Below are 19,250 nucleotides of genomic sequence, written 5' to 3'. Positions count from 1 at the left end.
CTGCCTCTCTTCCCTACATCGATTTTATTTTATTGATATTGTTCATTAATTTTACTGCATAAGTTGTGTCTGTGGCCCAGTTTCCATGGCCAAGCTGCTGCACATACTCCGCTTTTCCTCTGGCTATATAGTGAAATCTCTGGTCAATACAGGGCTGACGCAGGCTGTCCACAGAAGCGTACGCCTTTAAGTGCTGAACCTGGGCACGGATTCCTGTGGGCACATCTGCAAAAGATGCCCCGCTCTCCCCGCTGTCCAATGCCCCCATTCCCCCGAAATTACATTGTTCCGCTTTTACCTGCCCCCCAAACTCTAAAAATCCTGTCTCGTGGCAAATCTGCGCAAAAAGCACTTCCGGTTTCAGGCCTTCTATCACGCACTCGTTGTAGACAATCTGGCAAAAGGTCTGCAGGTCCGGGGCCCCTTTTGATGAATAGATGGAGGATGGATAAGATTTACCGGAAGCCCAGTACATAGCCGCCATTTGGGCCGGGGTTACACTGGCAGCTCCCATAATCCGGTAATCAGAGGGATTGGTGGACAGGGTATCGGAATAGCCGCTGTAAGTAGTCTTTCCTGATACGGTTTTATAACTTCGCACCCTGTAATAGTAAGTGACTCCTGCTTTCACTTCCCGGTCCACATAAGCGTTTTCCTTGGTGGAGGCAATTTTTTGAAAAACCGTGAGTTTTTCAGAGGAACTGCGGTAGAGTTCATATCCGCTCACATTCCCCCCCGTCCATGCCACATTTACAGCCGTTCCACCGGAAAAAGAAGCATTTGTCACTAATAATTTTGCAGCAGCGCAGCCGGAGGCCACGCTGCTGAATATGCTGGTTCTGTTCTTTGCATCAACAGACTTTATTTTATAATAATATACGGTGTCTTTTACCACTGTGGTGTCGGAGAAGGCAGTGGTATTACCTGCCCTTCCAATCTCTGTATATTCCCCCTGGGGCTGGGTGCTGCGGTAAATAATATACCCTGAAGCACCGTTTACTGCCGTCCAGGTAATATCAAGCTGAGTTTCCGATACAGATGTCACTGTCACATTCCCGGGAGCCGCCAGGGAACTGCCCTCTGCCGGTGCGCTGTAACTCCCGTAAATTGTCTTCCCGTCGTAGGTGTTTACAAGGCGTACCTTATACCAGTAAGATACGGAAGGCTGTATTGTGGTATCTGCAAAACTGGTGACGCTGTAGTCATTTACCGTTGTAAGAAGGGTGTAAGCACCGTCCCACTCTGTGCTGCGGTACACTTCATAGCCTTTAATATCCTTTACCTGGTTCCACCGGATCAGAAGCGCTCCGGTGTCGTTTGGCTCAACAGAGGCAATCTGCGTCTGGCGGATGGGATACGCAGTGGCCCGGGCACTCTTCCCGCTGGTACCGGTAGCTTTGTACCCTTTCATTTTTACTTCCAGCTTATAATAATATTTTTTCGTCATATTAAGCTTGGAATCTGTATAGCTGGTGGCGCTGCCCTTTGCCGTGCCAATTTTTTTGTAAGTTCCCCCGCTGCTTGTGCTGCGGTAGATAACATAGCTGTCCGCATCTTTGACCTTATCCCAGGAAAGTTTAATCTTTGTCCCTGATACGCCCTCTGCCTGTCCAATTACCGCCTTTGCAACCCTTGCTGCCCGGACAGTGGAATAATCACTGTATCCCGTTGCGCCGTTTACTTTGTTTGTAGTCCTTATCTTATAATAATACTTTACTCCCGGTGTAAGTCCGGAAACTTTATAAGATGTGGTCTTTTTGTTTTTAATAGTCTTTATTTTTTTGTATGTACCGTTTTTAGAGGTACTCTGATAAATCTGATAACCGTTTGCCTCATTGCTCTTTTTCCAGGTAATTGTCTGCTTTGTGGAGGAGGTGGACTGCACTTTCGTAATGGAAACTGCTTTTATTGTCTTTCCGCTGGCAGCGCTGCTGTAACCGCTGTAGCCCTTTTTCTCCCCATTATAATTGTAAGCCTCTACCTGGTAATAATAAGTCTTTCCCGCCTTTACTTTTTTGTTGTCATAGGAAGTTGTATTTCCGCCTTTGACTGTGGCAATCTTTGTATATTTTCCATTTTTAGATTCGGCCCGCTTAATGGTATAGCCTGCCGCATTTTTATCTCCCTTCCAGGAAATTTCCAATGTGGTACTGTTTTTAGACCTGACACGTATGCCCGCAGGCTTTATGGCCGTCCTTCCCGACACGGCATCACTCCAGTCACTGTAAACCGTAGTAGTTCCCTCCTGGCCTACAGCACGGATTTTGTAATAGTAAAGCTTTCCTGCCTTAACTGTGCTGTCCGTATAATTAGACTGGCTCTGGGACGCTATCATGGCAATCTGCTTAAACGTGCCGTCCTTGGAAGTGGAACGGCTAATCTCATAGCCTGTGGCGCTTCCCACAACATTCCAGCTAATCTCAAGGCTCTTGTGGTTTTTAGATTTTAAGGAGCTAATGGCTGTCTTCGCAATGGTTCCCCCGGATTCCACCTTGCTGTAACTTCCGTAAGTTGTTTTTGAACCGGATTTCGTAAAGGTACGCATTTTGTAATAATATACGGTTCCCGGTGTGAGCCCTGTATCTTTGTAGTTTGTGGTGTCCGAAGAGTTAATGGTAGCTATTTTTTCAAATCCTCCATCGCTCTTTGTGCTGCGGTAAATCTCATAACCGCTGACACCGCTTACTTTCTTCCAGGCCAGTTCCAGGCTGTCGCTTCCCGCCGCCACAATGGAGGTAAATCCCACGCCTTTCTTTAACCCGTAATACTCTGCAATTCCCGTAGCGTCCGCCACACCCAGCTTTTTCAGATTTTCATCGCTGCTTAAAAATTTTGCATCACTGGCATTTGAGATAAAGGCATGTTCCACAATCAATCCAGGGATTCCGTTTTCTTTACACCGTTTAATTACCCCGTAGTAGTCCGCCAGGGAACCGTCGGGATATCTTGTGTTATTCTCTGAATTGCGGATGTGGATACCCCCGCTGGCAAGGCCCAAATCCGTAAGTTTGGATTCTATGACAGATGCCAGATTTTTCCCGGTATTTCCCACGGAGCTGTTGTAGCTATTGTTTGGGTAATACACATTGGCACCGTTTGGCCCGGCGCTGACATTGGAGTTAATGTGAAGGCTGACAAACACATTTGCCCTGTTGTCAATGGCAACCTGCGCCCTCTGGGCCAAAGTGAGATAGGTATCGCTCTCCCTGGTCATAATGACTTTAACCCCTGCATATTTTTCCAGCTCCTCTTTACAGTACTGGCCGATTTTTAAATTTAGGTTTTTCTCCACAAGGCCGTTTCCCGTAGCGCCGCCGTCGCTTCCCCCATGTCCCGGGTCAAGCACCACAATAAGACTGCTCATTCCTTTGGATGAAGCGCCCTTTACTCTCGCTGCGCTTTCCTGAAGGGCACCGGCATCGCATCCTGCCTGCTTTAGCGCCTCCCCAATATCCTCTGCATCGGTATTTTCATCTAAGGTGACAACATTTGCCTCCACGCTTTCTGTTAAGGCGGAAAGTTCCTCGTCAGTTAAAAGCACATCGTCCGGCTTCGTATCCGCCACTTCATTCACACCAAAGGACGCGTCTATCCCCATTTTGGCAAATGCCGTTGTGGTGGTAAGTCCTTCCATGGTGTAGGTCAGCTCTTTTAACTGATAAGTTCCGGTCTGGGAATCTTTTGGAAAATCCATTTCAAATAAAACAAAGTCATCTAAAATCTCTTTGCTCTCTGCCTCATAGGTTTTTCCTGTCTCTTTATTCTCATAAGTTAAAACAGCAGATTCCACTTTACTGGAACCATCCCCGATGCTGGTCATAATTCTCTGGGTTCCGGGAGTGTTCACCATAGGTTCTGAAACCACCAGGAAATTCACAAGGCCGATTTCTTCCGCCCCCCGAGCCTTTTTTTCTGTCTCCTCCTCTAAGGGCTCCTCTGTCTCCTCCTGTACCGCTTCCTCCGTATCGGAAATCTCTTCGGCACTCTCAGTGGAAACCGGAGTCTCTGACACCTCTTCCTCTAAGGAAGTATCTGCCGATTCCGTTGTCTCTGCAGAAACATCTTCCGGTAAAACCTCCGGGGTTTCTGTCTCCGAATTAACTTCCCCCTGGGAAATATCCGGGGTTTCTGTCCCTGGGATATTTTCTTCCAGGGAAATTTCATTCTCCTCCTGTACACCTGCCTCCCCGGCAGTGCCCTCCTCTGTCACATATCCAGAGGAATCTGATACTGACGCCGCAGTTATATCTGTATAACCTGACGTAAAACTTACCGCCAGGGCCAAGAGCAGCGCCGCAGTTCTCCTAACCATTTTCATTTGTTTTTCTCTCCTCTTTTCTATTTATTTCCGAATCACAGTTCCTGTGGTTCCCTCCAAAGCTTCTTTCGATTTATCTAATTTCGTGATAATCGCTGTCTTTACTGCGGAGTCTCCGATAAACTCAACGGCTGCCTGAATTTTCGGCAGAATCGTACCCTCCTCAAACTGGCCTTCCTCTATGTATGCCCCCGCCTCACTTACGGTAAGCACATTAAGGGCTTTCTGGTCAGGCTTTTTATAATTTAGGCAGACCTTCTCTTCTCCTGTTAAAATAACAAACATATCTGCGTTAAGCATCTGAGCTAATTTCCCTGCCGCCAAATCCTTTTCTATCACTGCGCTGGCGCCCTTTAAGTTATTATTCTGGGTGAGCACAGGGATTCCCCCGCCGCCGCAGGCAATTACCACCTGATCCGCATCGCTTAAAGTGCGGATGGCATCAATCTCCACAATATTCATTGGCTTTGGGGCAGCTACAATCCTGCGGTAACCCTGGGAGGTCTCCACCACATGATTGCCTTTTTTCTCCTCCTCCAATGCCTCCTCTTTTGTCATCACCCGGCCAATAATCTTGCTGGGATGATAAAACGCCTCATCATAGGGGTCAACGCAAACCTGGGTCAAAATCGTGGAAACCGTCTTGTATATTCCCCGGTTTAAAAGTTCCGTGCGGATGGCATTCTGCAGGTCATAACCGATATATCCCTGGCTCATGGCGGAACAAACCGACATAGGGGTTTTTGTATATTCCGGATAAAGCCGGCAGAACTCTGACATCGCCGTATGTATCATTCCCACCTGAGGCCCGTTTGAGTGGGAGATTACAACCTGGTAATCTGACTCAATTAAATCCGCCACTGCCTTGGCTGTCTTTCCAGTGGCAATTTTCTGCTCCGGGAGAGTGGTTCCCAACGCCTCATGCCCCAGGGCAATTACAATCCTCTTTTTTCTCATACGCTTCCTCCTGGATTTATAAACTCCTTCATTTCCCGGCCTGTCCCTTACAGGCCTTCCTTATCAAACAAATAGTTAGCCTTATTATAAAACAACTCCACATCATCCGCAAGATGGAAAACACAGAAAGACTTACCAATATTTTTTAATTTTTCTTAATATTTTCCAGCCCCTATGGAAAATAAAATAAGCGCATCCCTGCGCCTATTTTATAAAATCTTCCTTTTCCTTAATTCTTTTTCCCCAAGGTAACTTCCACGGTAAATTCCTCATACTCTCCGTTTACCGCCCGCTTGTATCCCACTTCCACCGTGGTTCCCGCAGACATATACTGCATCAACTTCTCAATATCCTCCTGTGCGGTAATATTTCTTCCGTCAAATTTTGTAATAATATCTCCTTGGACAAGCCCGGCTTTGTCAGCTCCGCTTCCCTCTACCACCTGTGCAATATAAACTCCCATAGGCATATTGTATGTCTTTGCCACTTCCTCTGTCATATCCACCCCGGAAGCTCCAAAATATGCACTGTCAGAACCTCTCACCACCTCCCTGGTAATGAGCTGCTTAATAATGGGAATAGCAGCATCCGCCGGAATGGCATACCCCATGCCCTCCACGCTGGTCTCAGAATATTTTACGGAGTTGATTCCGATAACTTCCCCCCGGATATTAAGAAGAGCTCCGCCGCTGTTCCCCGGATTGATAGCTGCGTCTGTCTGGAGAAGGGAATTGGTAACGGAAGAACCGTTGCTCTCATCCTGCACCGTCACTTCCCTGTCCACAGCAGAAATCACCCCTTTGGTCACGGACTGTCCGTATCCTAAGGCATTTCCAATGGCAACCGCCGCCTGCCCCACCTTCACCTGGCGGGACTCCCCAAAAGTGGCAGTGCGGATAATCCCTTTTGTCTCTTGATCAATGTCGGATAATTTTACACTGACCACCGCCAAATCACTGTTGGGATCCGTTCCCTTTACCTTGGCGGTAACCAGGGAATCGTCTGAAAAAATAACCGAGAGGGTATTTGCCCCTGCCACTACATGATTGTTGGTTGCAATATATAGATTTTCCTCATCCTGGCTGATAATAATTCCGGAACCGCAGCCTTCACTTTCATATTCCTGGGTATAGCCGAAAAAACTCCGGACCCTTGTGGTGGATATGGTAGTGATGGACACAATGGAGGGCATTGCCATATCCACAATAGAAGACACATCCGTCACCGCGCTTTTCTCCCCGGCAATCTCATTCTTATCCGCCATATCCTGCACAAGATTTTCCGTGGACTGGGCAATATTTAAATCCGCCCCGCTTTTTTCTTCCCCGGTTTCATTTCCCCTGTTTAAATATTTATCAAAAAAATAAGATGTGCCGGAAAAAGATGTTCCCGCCACCAGCCCAAACACAAGGGCAAGGGCAGTAAAACGAACCGTTTTCCCCCAGAAGCCTGATTTTTTCTTAGGTGGTTTTTCCGGTTCTTCATAAGGAGTATAGTAAGTTTCATAAGAATTGTTTTCATCAAACTGGTTCATGCTAAAATTCCTTTCATCCTCTGATTTTTATAGTAGTAGTGTATCCCATTATTGTGTAAGTTTTGTGAAAAAAAAGAGAAACCCAGAAATTGGGCTTCTCCTGTAATTCTTTTTTATTCTGCAGATTCCGTACTTCCGTCATCTGTTGAAAATCCTGTGTCTGTTGTGCTGGTATTATCATCCCCGGTAAGAGGATTGTCGTACCTGGTAGTAGCGTTTGTGGTACATCCTGTGTAATTTACAATATACTCACTTAAACCTTTCACCGTGTTAGAAACATTGTTCTCCTCATTAAAGAGATACTGGTGAAGTTCCACCACATTCGTCTCCAGATCTGTGGGAACTACAATACTTCCCTTGGATCCAAAGTTTCCGGTGCACAGCTCAAAGGGCCAGCCGTGATTTCCCGCCAGCTCGTAATCCATCACGCCGCTTGCTAAAGACAACAATTCTTTGCTGGTAAAACTTGTGGAAATTTCATCAAACATGGTGTCAATTAAGCTGCTAACCGTGGAGATACTAGAGCCTTTTGCCTTGTCAATCATCTTGCCTAATACTTCCCTCTGACGCTCGGTACGCTTAAAATCATCCCCGGCAGTGTAACGGATACGGCAGTATGCCAAAGCCTGTACTCCGTCCACGGTATAGGTTCCGCCGCCGGATAACTTGGAGGAAGAGTGTTTTGTCACCTCATTAATCTCGTCAATGTAGTTGTCATTCATTATCTTAACTTCCTCGTCTGTAAGAGTCAGCTCGATTCCGTCTAAGAGATCCACCGCATCCACCACTGCCGCAAAATCCACCGCAACATAATTTGTGATATCCAGATTCAGGTTCTTGTTCAGGGCTGCAATAGCTCCTTTGGGGCCGCCATATGCATAGGCGGAGTTCATTTTGTTAAAGGTGTCTTCCTTTACGCTTAAAAAGGTATCACGGTATACAGAAATCAGCTTTACTTCCTTGGAGTCATTGTTAATGCTGGCAATCATGATCGTATCGCTGTTGCCGCCGTCGTAATTTCCGGTAGAACGGTTATCCAAACCGAAAAGTGCAATGTTTGTGTATCCCTTTAAAGCTTCCTTTGTCTCGGAATCCAGCTCGATTTCCACCTCATCCGCATTGATGGGCCCGGTGCTCTGAACCTTGTCCACCTTAAAATACAGGTACAATCCCACAAGAAGCAGCACCAATACAACAATTTCAACTGCAAATATTACAACTTTGTTTTTTTTGTTCTTTTTCTTTTTTCTGTTTGTACTCATCATCTCTCCATTCTTTCAGACATGTGTATTGTCTAAAGTATAACATATTTTGGAAAACAATTAACATAAATATATAACTTTTTTCCAATTCTGTCAATGATTCGGTAACCGGAATCGACAAAAGCAGTGTAGAATTTTCTCGTCATAATTTTGTAAATTATTTAATATTTTTGTATATATTTCACAAATTTTCTTAATGTTTTTTTAATATCCCCTGACACAGAAGGGCTTTTGCCAAAATCAGCCTCTTTTTTATCATCACAGGAACCGTGCCGTGGGTAAAATCCGAGACGTTTTTTTCATGCCTGCGGTATAAAACCAGGGGTTCTTTTAGAAAAAGGCTTTTATTACCGGCAATGTGATTGATAAGACCAATCCACTGGTCATGCATCTCGATTTCCTCAGGGATGGGAAGCGCCCGGGAAAGCAGCTTTCTGTGAAAGGCCATGCAGCATCCCATATACCGGTTTTTTATATAATTTTTCCAAAATCCCGGCGCAGAGCCCCGGTATTCAAAGAATGACGGCATAATCTCTTTTTTTAATTTCCCGTCCATAACTCTGGCATCATGGTTTACCAAAGTGTAATTTCCTTCCAGGAGATAGGGCAGGACACGCTCCACCTTATCCCTTGTCCACACATCATCCTGATCCGATAAAAAAATGTATTCTCCCCTGCAGTGCTTTAGGGCGTTTTCAAAATTCTTTTTAATGCCCTTTCCCGGACCTTTTAAAATCCGAATGGAAATTTTTCCCTTTTGGTATTCCTGTAAAAAGGCAAGGGTGTTGTCCTTTGAGCCGTCGTCGGAAACCACAATCTCATCTTCTTCTTTCAAATTTGCCAAAATGGATTCTATCTGCTCTCTAATATATCTTTCCCCATTATAGGATGCTAATGCAACACTTACCCTTACTTTTCCCATAAAAATACATCCTCATATGCCTTCGCTATCTTCTCTTTACTGTAGTGGTTTAAAATTCTCTGCTTGGCCAGGTTTCCGTAAACCATCCGTTCTTCCTGGGAAAAATTATCCGACCGGTCAATGAGAAGAGCCAGATTCCCCGGGGTTTTCTTCCAGTACAAGGCGGCTTTTTCCCCCACTTCCCGGTTAAAGCCCACATCTAAAAGAAGATTTAAAGCCGTGCTCCCCAATGCCTCTAAAAGAGAAGGGTTTGTCCCTCCCACTTCATGGCCATGGATATAGGCATAAGCCTTCTCCCTGATTTTTTTCATCAGTTCCTCTTCGTATACGGTGCCGCAGAAAAGTATCCTTGGGTCTTTTAAAAAACCAGTCTGATTTTTCAGCTTTTCAAAAAAATCATTTTCCTCCACATTTGTAATAATCGCCAGCTTTTTTTTCGTCTTTGACTTCATAAACTCCCGTATCATGGTTTCGTAATTATTTTCCGGCACAAAACGCCCCACAATCAAATAATACTCCCCAAAGGCGAGGCCCTTTTCGGCAAACCATTCCGCTGCCCTTTTGTCCGTATCTTTCAGCCTGCTGGCCGCCACGTCCACGCCGTAGGCGATAAATGTGGTTTTGGGACGGTACTTTTTGTAGGTATCTTTCATATACCGCTCCATATTTTTGGAATCACAGATAATAAGATCCGCCCTTTTTACCATAAGCCTTTCCGAAAATTTCCAATATCTGCGGATGGGCCTGTTCCACTTTGCCCGCATCCACTCATGGCCGTCGGGGTTAATGTAAAGCCTTCCCCCTAAGCGCTTTAACCTGCGCTTTAAAAATCCTGCAAAGGGGCCGATGCGGCAGGCTAAGACATACACCACCGGGTTTTTGGAGGGATGCTCTTTTAAATAAGAAAGACAGTGAAGAAAAGCCGCAATATCATAATATACTGCTTTTGCCGGCCCTATGGAAGGTACTTTTATCTGAAAACACCGGGCATCCTGATAGGTATACTCGTCCTTTTTGTCCGCCATGCAGGCCACATGGTACTTGATTTCCCTGTTCATTTTGCACCGTGTCAGTTGTTCCACAAAGGTCTCAAAGCCGCCGTATCTGGCGGGAATCCCTTTGCTCCCGATAATAAATACATCCTGCATATCTCTCAATCCCTCATTTCATAGGTATGCCCTGTCTTAAGTTTTAAATTCCTGTTATAGCAGGGGTCGGGCTTTGAAAGATCCTTTTCCCATTTCCCGGAAAACATCTCCCTCTCCCCTGGAGAGAAGGCCATCTCCCCGGATTTTAAAATCACGGAAACCTCCGGGGACACCACAGTAAAAAACCCGGCTTTCCTCATGGAAAAACTTAAGTCCGCCCCGTAATACTCCCCGGTAAAACGCAAATCTTCCTCCGCCATTTCAAAAGCCTTTCTCTTTACCACCACGCAGGTGAAAGAAACTGCGCTGACCCACTTGGGTATCACTCCGTGGAGGAAATATCCTTTAAACTCTCCGTAAAGTCCCTTTAAAGAAGGTATGAGATTCCCTTCCCTGTCATAAATATATCCGTTGGAAAGAACCCTTTTTTTCCTGTCCAGCACCTTTGCCCCCGCAATGCCGTTTTGTTTTGGGACGCAAAGGGAAAGAAGCTTTATTAATGCGTCTTCCGGGATGGATATATGCTCCCCGGCCCAAAAAATATAATCTCCCTTTGCCCGGTTTAAAATATTTTTTTCTAATCTTTCAGCCAGGAGATATTCCGTCTTAATTTTATAGCCCTCTCCCGTAAGATGGGGTGTGATTTGCTTTTTTATATATGCCAATGTCTCTTTAGAGGGGGCAGCTACGGAAACTTTGTAAGTTCCCTTTAACTCATAAGACACCTGGTATACCCCAAGATTAGGCGTTAACCTTGCCTTTCCGGTTGTCCCCATGCGCTTTAAGTGCCCCTCAATGGCCTTACAGCCATTGTCAAAGGCGTATTCCTTGTCTGCACTGTTTCCGGCGGTGGAGCCTTCATGGATTCTCCAGTGGTAAAGGATTTTTGGCACATGGCGCACATCGGCCCCCGCCTCCACGCACCGCAGCACAAAATCATAATCCTGTGCCCCGTCAAACTCCGGGTCAAGCCCTCCCGTTTTCTCTAACAATTCTCTGGAAAACATTAAAAAGTGGCAAAAATAATTATTCCGCCTTAAAAACTCCAGATTAAAATCCGGTTTAAAATGGGGCCTTGAGTGAACCTTTCCCCCGCTGTCAATCTTATCCTCATCGGAGTAAATCATAGCAAAGCTTCTCTCCTTTGGCAAATACCCATTCAGACACTTCACCATCTCATAGAGGGCATTTTTTGCCAGCACATCGTCGTGATCCATTAAGGCCACAAACTCCCCCGCCGCCATTTCAAACCCGGCATTTGTATTCTCCGAAATCCCTCCGTTTTTTGTAAGCCTTTTATAGTGTAACCTTTTCTCCTTATTCTGATACTCTTTTATCACTGACTCCACTCTTCCGCTTCTGCTTCCGTCCGCCAGGCAAAGCTCCCAGTTTTCATAAGTCTGGGCAGTCAGGGAATCTAAAAGTTCCCTCAGATAAGACTCCCCCGTCTCATAGGCGGGGATTACAATACTAATTAACGGCTCAAAGGGAAACCTATCCTCCCGCTGTCTTTCCAATTCCTTTTTCCCGGGAAGATACCGCCGGTAACCTTTTGTGTAAGAGAGCATGGGAGAGCGGCTTCTCTCCGCAGTTTTTAACACAAGTCCTTTCATACCATATCGCTTGAAAAGGCTTTTCACATAATTGTACTGATACTTTATATTCATAGGCTATTCCGAACCTTCTCCTGTAAGAACCACCTGAAAGGTCTTAACAAGTATTTTTAAATCAAGAGCCAGGCTCCACTGAGAAATATAGTGGGTGTCAAGGGCCACCACTTCCTCAAAATCCGTGATATCGCTTCTGCCGCTGACCTGCCACATTCCCGTAATTCCCGGCTTAATCCCAAGCCTTGCCTTGTGGTGAATCTGGTAATGCTCAAACTCTTCCAGTGTGGGGGGCCTTGTGCCCACCAGGCTCATATCCCCCCGGAGCACATTAAAAAACTGGGGAAGCTCGTCAATAGAATATTTCCGAATAAATTTCCCCACAGGAAAAATCCTGGGATCGTCCTCCATTTTAAACATCAGCCCCCGCATTTTATTCTGCTCCATCAACGCCTCTTTTTCTGCCTCCGCATTTACATTCATGGAGCGGAACTTATAAAGCTTAAATTTCCTACCGTTTTTTCCCACCCTGGTCTGGGAGAAAAACACAGGCCCGGGGGACTGTTTTTTTATAATGGGGGCAAAAATCACATAGGCAATTCCGCAGGCGATAAGGCCGATGATGCTCCCTATAATATCCATCAAGCGCTTGATAAAAAGCTGCCTGGGAGATGCGATTTTCATGCTGGAGGTTAAAACCATATAATTTCCATAATGCTCAATCACTTTATTGGGAGCTAAAGCGTTCATATGGACCAGATTAAAATGAACCGTAATCCCCAGCTCCAAAAGCTCGTTAGCTAAAGCCTGGGAACTCTCAATGGTATTCCCGTTTATGAACACTTCATCCACCACATTTGTTAGAAGATATTCGTAAAAATCGTCTGCATTGGCCACCACGGGAACGCCGTAAATCATCTTACCCTTCATAGGCTCGTCCACCACAACCACACCGCTAATGTAAAAATCCCGGTAGGGCAGGTGGGCAAACTCCTCAAGGGCCGCCTTTGCATACTGAGATGCTGTGACCAGTACCATCACGGAAAGATTTTTCCCCACGGTCATCCGCCAGCGGATGAGATATTTTAACCCAAGCCTTCCAATATACACAAAGACCATGGATAGGGCCCAGTAGAGGAATATAATCTTTCTGGAATAAATCTCCGTCTGCTTTGTGGCAACCTCATACATCAAAAGCCCTACAAATATGGTTGTGGAAAAGGTTATGCAGGAATGCATTTCCTGGAAATTCCCTCTCCGCAAAATCCCATTGTAAGGCTCAAAAAAGAACACCACGCAGATATCAATTAAAAACAGCACCACAGCCAGCCTCTCGTAGGGCTCGCTGGAATAAGGCAGGCTCCACCCCAGACGGAACACATATGCCACAATGAAGGCCAGTTGCAAAGAGATAATATCTAAAATTGTAAAATCAAGATGTTTCAGCCAATTTTTCTTCTCTTTCTTATACATATCTTATACCTCTTCTTAGGAATCCGATTCGAGCGCCCTTATCCCCGTCCGTGGATATAAAGCCAGCTCTTTACATAATCTTCCCGTTCCTGTTCACTCATCTGCCCCACTTTCTCATAGGGCAGGCGGGTCATAGTCATCTGGGGTTCCCCGCATTTAAAACACTCCACATTTTTTCTTCTTGACACCACCCGCATCCATCCGCAGTGGGGACAAATATATACTTTCATTTCTTCTCGCTCCGGTAGCTTATCTATTTGTGCTGTGACAACTTATCCCTCTGTATCCGCATTGTCTGAAGCTGCATCTCAAAATCCTGGCGGTTCTTCTGGCCTAAAGTAGTCAGGATAAGCCCTGAGAAAAAAGACTGAATCGCCGCAAGCATGACAAAACCGCAGGCAATCAGGGTTGGAAAATGGGGGACAAGCCCCGTCTGTCCGTACTGGATTAAAATGGGAATCATAAAGCCAATGGACAAAAGGGCAAGAACCGCCGCAATTATCCCGAAAAAGTTCATAGGCTTATAGGTCTGGTAGAGCCTGGCAATGGTTTTTAGCACCCGAAACCCGTCGGAAAAAGTATTCAGCTTGGAAACGCTTCCCTCCGGCCTGTCCCTGTACTCAATCACCACATTCTCCACCTGCATATTCTTATCCGCGGCATGGATACTCATTTCCGTCTCAATCTCAAAGCCCTTGGAGAGCACTGGAAAAGTCTTTACAAAGAGATAGCTGAAGGCCCGGTATCCCGTCATAATGTCCTTAATATCCGTCTCAAAGAGCACGTTGATGCTCTTTCTTACAAGGGAATTCCCGAAATTGTGGAAGGGCCTTTTGTTTTCCGTAAAGTAGGTAGAAGAAAGCCTGTCCCCCACCACCATATCCGCGTTCTGCTCAAAGACCATTTTCACCATCTCCGGGGCCGCCTCCGCCGGGTAGGTATCGTCCCCGTCAATCATAATATAACACTCCGCATCGATATCCCGGAACATTCTCCTTATTACATTTCCCTTGCCCTGCTTGTACTCATAGCGCACAATGGCCCCCGCCCCCCGGGCAATCTCGTCCGTCCCGTCGGTGGAATTATTGTCGTAGATATAAATGACAGCCTCCGGCAATACGCGCTTAAAATCCTCCACCACTTTTTTTATGGTGCGGCTCTCATTGTAACAGGGAACTAATACTGCAATCTTATCCATTTCAGATTTCCTTCCATTTTTTCATCCTGCGAAACACAAGGTATATTTCAATTATAATCTGTATTCCCAAAGTAATCAACAGTGCAATCACCACACCGTCCATACAGTAACGTTTCACCAAAACCATTGAGGCAATAAGGGAAGATAAGATTCCCAGAATACCCACAGCAAGCTGTCCCTTTATCTCCCGAAACACCGTGCACACCGGAAATAGGCAGGCGTTGATACTGATTAAGAGGGTTGTGGTGATAATGGGCACAAAGAGATAGGCGTAGGGACGTATCTCCTCCCCAAATACCTGTACCAAAAACCACTCTCCCAGCAAAAATGACACAATTACAGCCAATGCGGACAGGACCACAAAGGCGAGAAAAACCTTTTTTAAAATCCCTGCAAAGCCTTTTTTATCATCTGCTAAAAGCTTGTCCGCCAATGGCGTGATTAAGGGCACGAAAATGGTGTTGGCCCCCACCTGGACAATCATGCTGGGGGTTGCAACGGAAGAATAATAGCCCAGCACTGTCTCGTCAAAATAACGCTCCAAAAAATATTTGGGGAGGGAGATGGACAAATTGTTTGTCACCGCCACAACCACCAGGGGGACTAAAATTACCATCAGGGTTTTTAAAGCCTTAAAATCCGCCCTGTCCTTTTCCACAAACTTTAGGGCCATGACCCTGTCATAAAAGAATACCACCAGAAATGTGGAAACTGTCATGGCTAAAACGCCGTACATCAGATTTCCCGTAATATAAATCAGGCCGCAGAAGCTTACAATCATAAGCACGCCCCTCATCAAAAAGGAGTAACAGATAAAGTCCATCCTTCCCTTTTTCTGGCAGATGCCGTGGTACACATCCACCCATGCCTCTACGCATTTAAACACCATATACAAAAGGATGATTCCCCACTGGTAAGGGGTATAGGCGTTAAACAAAAGCCCTATGGCACAGATAAGAAAAGCTGCCCCCATGGCGATGTAACGGGAGGTAATATAAGTTTTGTCCGAATATTCCCCTTTTACATCGGAAACCTGGTACTGCCTGGTATTAAACAGGGCAAAAATGGCAAATGCCGCTGTAAAAGTCATGGCCAGGGAATAATTTCCCGCATCCTGATACCCGGAAAGGCGCACAATTAAAATTGTGGTAAGCCACTGGCAGCCATAGTAAAACATGGTGCCGAAACTGTTGTAAAATATATTTGCTAATGTGGATTTTTCTTTCATGTCTTTTCCTGTCTTAAAACTGTACCGTACCTTTCTCAATTTGCTAAGTATACCATATTTTTCCCTATATGTCCATGGAGTAATCTGCCCTGTGGAGGGTTAAATTGGGATTGTAATACTTATCTCCCGCCTGTATCTCCTTTTCCCATTTTTCCTGGAAACGGTTAATTTCCTTTTGGAACCTTTTCTGCTTTTCCTCCGTATCCTCGTACCCTCTGGACTTTGACTCATAGTGATAGAGCTTTGCATAGGGGTTAAACAGGATTTTATAGCCCTTCTCACAGATTTTCATACAGAAATCCACATCATTTAAGGCCACGGCAAAATCCTCCCCCATGCCCCCAACTTCCTCGTACACCTTTCTTCTCACCATAAGGCAGGCCCCGGTGACAGCGGAGACTTCCCGCTCACAGAGGGAAAAGGGGTAATATGTCTCATCCCGGTCTCTAAGGCTCCACAGGGCATGGGCCGCAAAGCCCCCCATACCGATAATCACCCCGGCGTGCTGTATGGTGTTATCCCCGTAATAGAGCATGGCCCCGCAGGCTCCCACCCCAGGTTTTAACACAGAGGAAACCATCTCCTTTAAGGCGTTTCCGTCTGTAAATTCCGTGTCATTGTTTAAAAATAAGAAAATCTCCCCCAAAGCATGTTCCACTGCAAAATTGTTGATGGCGGAATAGTTAAATCCCCCTTGGAAAGTCACCACATGGATTCTCTCATCCTCCCGCTGTATCTTCTCATAATAGTCAAAGGTGGCCTTGTCCTCACTGTTATTCTCTGCAATGATCACCTCATAATTCTCATAGGATTCCTTGTCCTTTAAAGAATCCAGGCAGAGTTTCAGGTCGTCCGTATGGTCTTTGTTGGGAATAATAATGCTGACTAACGGCTCCTCTTTTAATTCATACTCCACATGGAAAAACCCCGGTACGTCAGAGGATTTTACATTTCCTTTTAACCCTTCTGTTCTCAGGTAATGCCTGAGGGCATCCCCCTGCTTTTCCCCAGTTCCCCGGACAAATCCGGTCCCTTCCCCATCCATTTCATTGGAAAACAGGGCTTTTGGTATGTGGCGGATCTGCCCTGCCAGAAGGAAGGACTGGATGGCAATATCGTACCAGTCGTCTCCCGAAACAGTTAATTCCCCTTTTGTCTTTTCCACTATTTTCCCAAACAGTTCCTTTTTTATCACAAAGATTCTCCCCAGATACTGGAAATTTAAAAGAAACTCTAAACTTGCATCCGGCTTAAAGAAAGGACGGAAACGTTTTTTCCCCCTGGCATTGTCTTCATCCGTATAGATAAGATCCGCCCCAAGCTCTGCCGCTATGCAGATTTCATAGAGAAAATTCTCCCTTGGCACTGCCCCTTTCCCGGAAAACACCAAGTAATCTCCCTTGGCCTTATTTAAAATATCTTCCGCCGTTTTCCCCTCTTTCAGCTTCATCACAGAAACCGGGAGAACCGTCTGCTTTTTCCAGTCCATACTGCGGTTTTCTTCCCCCTGCTCTAAGACAACGGTAAAGTGGAACCTTCCCTCTAAGCCGGATTTCCGCTGTACATTTAACTCAGCCTTAGAGGGACTTACGCGCCTTAAAAAAGTCATATACTCGCTTTCCTGGCTGATGGGCACCCCAAGTTTCCTCAGGGCTTTTTTCCCGGTATAGCCCACACCGTAATTTTTCAGGTAGTAGGCGGCTTTTTGTACCTTATTTTTTCCTTCTAAATCAAAATCACTGAGCATGGCTTATCCTCCCGATTACAAAATTTTATTTCTTCTGCCAGAACGTTTCGTAAGACAGATTTTTATTATAGTATGGGTCCCCTTCTGCAATCTGTTCCTTAAAATCCCTTATCAGCATATCCTTGTCCCCTTCCGTCAGTTCTTCCCGGTAGTCCTTCCCCGGAATCTGGCATAAGGCATAGGGGTTTAACACCACCAAAAGGCCTTCTTTCCTAAGAGACAGGCAGAGAGCCAGTATGGATCCAAAGAAAGAATCCCCCTCTTTATAACAGGAAATCAGCAGTTCTTTTTTTACCATGCAGGCGTTGCCGGAAACTGCGGAGACGTTATGTGCGTAATAGTTTCTTCCCATGTACCCCGGTGCGTCAAACGGCCCTCCCTTGTTTGCCTCTAAGGCCAGTTTTTCCTTTGTCGGCGCCACAACAATATCTGAACTTAAAATATGATTATTTTCATCTAATATCTGCATTCCTACAAGGGCCGTATCTCTCCGCTGGGCAAACATGATAAGCTCTTCCATCCAGTTTGGTGTAATAATTTCCGTTCCCGAAAGGAGGAGGATGACATATTCCCCCTGGGCTCTGTCTGCCCCTTCCCTTAAAGTTTCCCCGGGTTTTAAGGAGAAAATCTCATAATTTTTATAAGAGGAGTACTGTTCCACAGAGGCTTTTGTCTGTTCCGAAAGCTCCGTTTTCCCCTGGTTATCTAAAATAAGTATGGTGACTTTGGGATTTTTTATCTCATACTCCATGCGGTAATGGGTTTTGCAGATTTGGGCGCTGTGCACCTTTGCAGGATATCCCCTCCGGGCTTCCCCATCCCTCACCGCCCGGCGCCCGGCATCTATGGCATAGGATTTGGAATCTAAGTTCATGGAGGTGGAATTTTCATGGCATCTCCAGAAATACAGAACTTGGGGCACATGGCACACAAGGTTCGCCCCGTCTGTCAGCCTTAAAATCATATCGTGGTCCTGGCTTCCGTCGTATTCTTTTGAAAACATCCCCACTTTTTCCACCAACGCTTTTTGAAACACGCTTAAGTGGCAGATATAGTTTACCCCCCTTAAATTGTCCGGGGAGAAATCCGGTTTAAAATGGTAGGTCACAATGTTTTCCAAATTTTCCCCCTCAAAAGTCACCTCATCGGTATAGACAAATTCCGCCCCCTTCTCAGAAATCACTTTTGCACATTCATAGAGGGCGGAGGGGTGTAAGATGTCGTCATGGTCAAAAAGGGCCAGATAATCCCCCGTTGCCATTTCGATGCAGGCGTTGGTGTTGTCCGCAATGCCGCCGTTTTTTTGAAGTTTTTGATACACCACCCGTTTGTCCCCTGCATAGGAATCCACCACAAAGGCCACATCCCCATGAGCGCTGTCGGAGGCGTCCGCCAGGCACAGTTCCCAGTTCTGGTAGGTCTGGTTTATCACAGACTCAATCATATCCCGAAGAAACTTCTCCGGGGTATTGTACAGCGGCACAAGAACGCTGATTTTGGGCATATAAGAAAATTTTTCTTCCCTCTGTCGGTTTTTTTCCTCCTCTGAGGGCATATTCTCCTGTAAAAATGCCAGGGCTCTTTTTCGTCGGCTCCACTTGTTGTTCTCTATCTTGTTTTTTACTTTTCCCCGAAATCCCTTAACCCCGTGGACATAGACAAACTGCATCCCATGCCACAGTGCCCTTGCCGGGGTCAAAAGGGCCCAAAGAGGTGTGTTTCTTAACTTTTTAAAATGCTTTTTCCCGTTCCAGACCTCCACATCATCCGGCCCCTTATCATGGGTGTAAGCCAAAAATTTTTCATATGGCGTAAAATCCCTGACTTTTTTCTCTTCATTCATGGAAAACCTCCTG

General features: G+C 45.8%; 13 protein-coding genes. All 13 read right to left on the bottom strand.

Annotated elements, in window-relative coordinates:
• Window positions 1-13 precede the first annotated feature (13 nt).
• The 13 genes from D7Y06_RS03575 to D7Y06_RS03515 all read right to left on the bottom strand — a co-directional run bounded on the left by D7Y06_RS03575 (window position 14) and on the right by D7Y06_RS03515 (window position 19,237).
• The gene (locus tag D7Y06_RS03575) at window positions 14-4,318 is read right to left on the bottom strand and encodes an N-acetylmuramoyl-L-alanine amidase (protein ID WP_120406461.1); all 4,305 of its coding nucleotides are present in this window, start codon (window positions 4,316-4,318) and stop codon (window positions 14-16) included.
• 24 nt (window positions 4,319-4,342) lie between these two features.
• Entirely contained in the window at window positions 4,343-5,275 is a 933-nt protein-coding gene (arcC, locus tag D7Y06_RS03570) for a carbamate kinase (protein ID WP_120406460.1), read from the bottom strand.
• A gap of 229 nt (window positions 5,276-5,504) precedes the next feature.
• A complete protein-coding gene (locus D7Y06_RS03565) occupies window positions 5,505-6,809 on the bottom strand; it encodes a S1C family serine protease (RefSeq protein ID WP_120406459.1) in 1,305 nt (434 codons plus the stop codon).
• 113 nt (window positions 6,810-6,922) lie between these two features.
• Complete coding sequence (locus tag D7Y06_RS03560) at window positions 6,923-8,071, bottom strand: LCP family protein (RefSeq protein WP_243119052.1); 1,149 nt, start codon at window positions 8,069-8,071, stop codon at window positions 6,923-6,925.
• A gap of 193 nt (window positions 8,072-8,264) precedes the next feature.
• Window positions 8,265-8,993 (bottom strand): glycosyltransferase family 2 protein, encoded by a 729-nt coding sequence (locus D7Y06_RS03555; RefSeq protein ID WP_120406457.1) that lies wholly within the window; start codon window positions 8,991-8,993, stop codon window positions 8,265-8,267.
• Window positions 8,981-10,141 carry a beta 1-4 rhamnosyltransferase Cps2T gene (cps2T, locus tag D7Y06_RS03550; RefSeq protein WP_120406456.1) on the bottom strand — a complete coding sequence of 387 codons (1,161 nt, stop codon included), beginning with the start codon at window positions 10,139-10,141 and terminating at the stop codon, window positions 8,981-8,983. Before cps2T ends, D7Y06_RS03555 begins: the two co-directional genes overlap by 13 nt.
• Window positions 10,142-10,146: 5 nt before the next feature.
• Entirely contained in the window at window positions 10,147-11,808 is a 1,662-nt protein-coding gene (locus tag D7Y06_RS03545) for a glycosyltransferase family 2 protein (RefSeq protein WP_120406455.1), read from the bottom strand.
• Between the two features lie 3 nt (window positions 11,809-11,811).
• Window positions 11,812-13,221, bottom strand: coding sequence for a sugar transferase (locus tag D7Y06_RS03540; protein ID WP_120406454.1), 1,410 nt, complete (start codon window positions 13,219-13,221; stop codon window positions 11,812-11,814).
• Between the two features lie 38 nt (window positions 13,222-13,259).
• Window positions 13,260-13,451 carry a DNA-directed RNA polymerase subunit M gene (locus D7Y06_RS03535; protein ID WP_120406453.1) on the bottom strand — a complete coding sequence of 64 codons (192 nt, stop codon included), beginning with the start codon at window positions 13,449-13,451 and terminating at the stop codon, window positions 13,260-13,262.
• A gap of 23 nt (window positions 13,452-13,474) precedes the next feature.
• Window positions 13,475-14,419, bottom strand: a complete 945-nt coding sequence (locus D7Y06_RS03530; RefSeq protein ID WP_120406452.1) for a glycosyltransferase family 2 protein — start codon at window positions 14,417-14,419, stop codon at window positions 13,475-13,477.
• 1 nt (window position 14,420) lies between these two features.
• The gene (locus tag D7Y06_RS03525) at window positions 14,421-15,647 is read right to left on the bottom strand and encodes a lipopolysaccharide biosynthesis protein (RefSeq protein ID WP_120406451.1); all 1,227 of its coding nucleotides are present in this window, start codon (window positions 15,645-15,647) and stop codon (window positions 14,421-14,423) included.
• 64 nt (window positions 15,648-15,711) lie between these two features.
• Window positions 15,712-17,394: a glycosyltransferase family 2 protein gene (locus D7Y06_RS03520; RefSeq protein ID WP_120406450.1), complete on the bottom strand. Its 1,683-nt coding sequence runs from the start codon at window positions 17,392-17,394 to the stop codon at window positions 15,712-15,714.
• A 25-nt stretch (window positions 17,395-17,419) separates the two neighbouring features.
• Window positions 17,420-19,237: a glycosyltransferase family 2 protein gene (locus D7Y06_RS03515; RefSeq protein ID WP_120406449.1), complete on the bottom strand. Its 1,818-nt coding sequence runs from the start codon at window positions 19,235-19,237 to the stop codon at window positions 17,420-17,422.
• Window positions 19,238-19,250 lie beyond the last annotated feature (13 nt).

Origin of the sequence: Roseburia sp. 1XD42-69 (assembly GCF_003612565.1) — a bacterium.
GTDB lineage: Bacteria > Bacillota > Clostridia > Lachnospirales > Lachnospiraceae > Roseburia_B.
Note: the sequence above shows the minus strand (reverse complement) of the source record. Positions and strands in the feature narration are given on the sequence as shown.

Coding starts and splice junctions, on each gene's coding strand:
- D7Y06_RS03575 (WP_120406461.1), bottom strand. CDS start 4,318: ATGAAAATGGTTAGGAGAACTGCGGCGCTGCTCTTGGCCCTGGCGGTA.
- arcC (WP_120406460.1), bottom strand. CDS start 5,275: ATGAGAAAAAAGAGGATTGTAATTGCCCTGGGGCATGAGGCGTTGGGA.
- D7Y06_RS03565 (WP_120406459.1), bottom strand. CDS start 6,809: ATGAACCAGTTTGATGAAAACAATTCTTATGAAACTTACTATACTCCT.
- D7Y06_RS03560 (WP_243119052.1), bottom strand. CDS start 8,071: ATGAGTACAAACAGAAAAAAGAAAAAGAACAAAAAAAACAAAGTTGTA.
- D7Y06_RS03555 (WP_120406457.1), bottom strand. CDS start 8,993: ATGGGAAAAGTAAGGGTAAGTGTTGCATTAGCATCCTATAATGGGGAA.
- cps2T (WP_120406456.1), bottom strand. CDS start 10,141: ATGCAGGATGTATTTATTATCGGGAGCAAAGGGATTCCCGCCAGATAC.
- D7Y06_RS03545 (WP_120406455.1), bottom strand. CDS start 11,808: ATGAATATAAAGTATCAGTACAATTATGTGAAAAGCCTTTTCAAGCGA.
- D7Y06_RS03540 (WP_120406454.1), bottom strand. CDS start 13,221: ATGTATAAGAAAGAGAAGAAAAATTGGCTGAAACATCTTGATTTTACA.
- D7Y06_RS03535 (WP_120406453.1), bottom strand. CDS start 13,451: ATGAAAGTATATATTTGTCCCCACTGCGGATGGATGCGGGTGGTGTCA.
- D7Y06_RS03530 (WP_120406452.1), bottom strand. CDS start 14,419: ATGGATAAGATTGCAGTATTAGTTCCCTGTTACAATGAGAGCCGCACC.
- D7Y06_RS03525 (WP_120406451.1), bottom strand. CDS start 15,647: ATGAAAGAAAAATCCACATTAGCAAATATATTTTACAACAGTTTCGGC.
- D7Y06_RS03520 (WP_120406450.1), bottom strand. CDS start 17,394: ATGCTCAGTGATTTTGATTTAGAAGGAAAAAATAAGGTACAAAAAGCC.
- D7Y06_RS03515 (WP_120406449.1), bottom strand. CDS start 19,237: ATGAATGAAGAGAAAAAAGTCAGGGATTTTACGCCATATGAAAAATTT.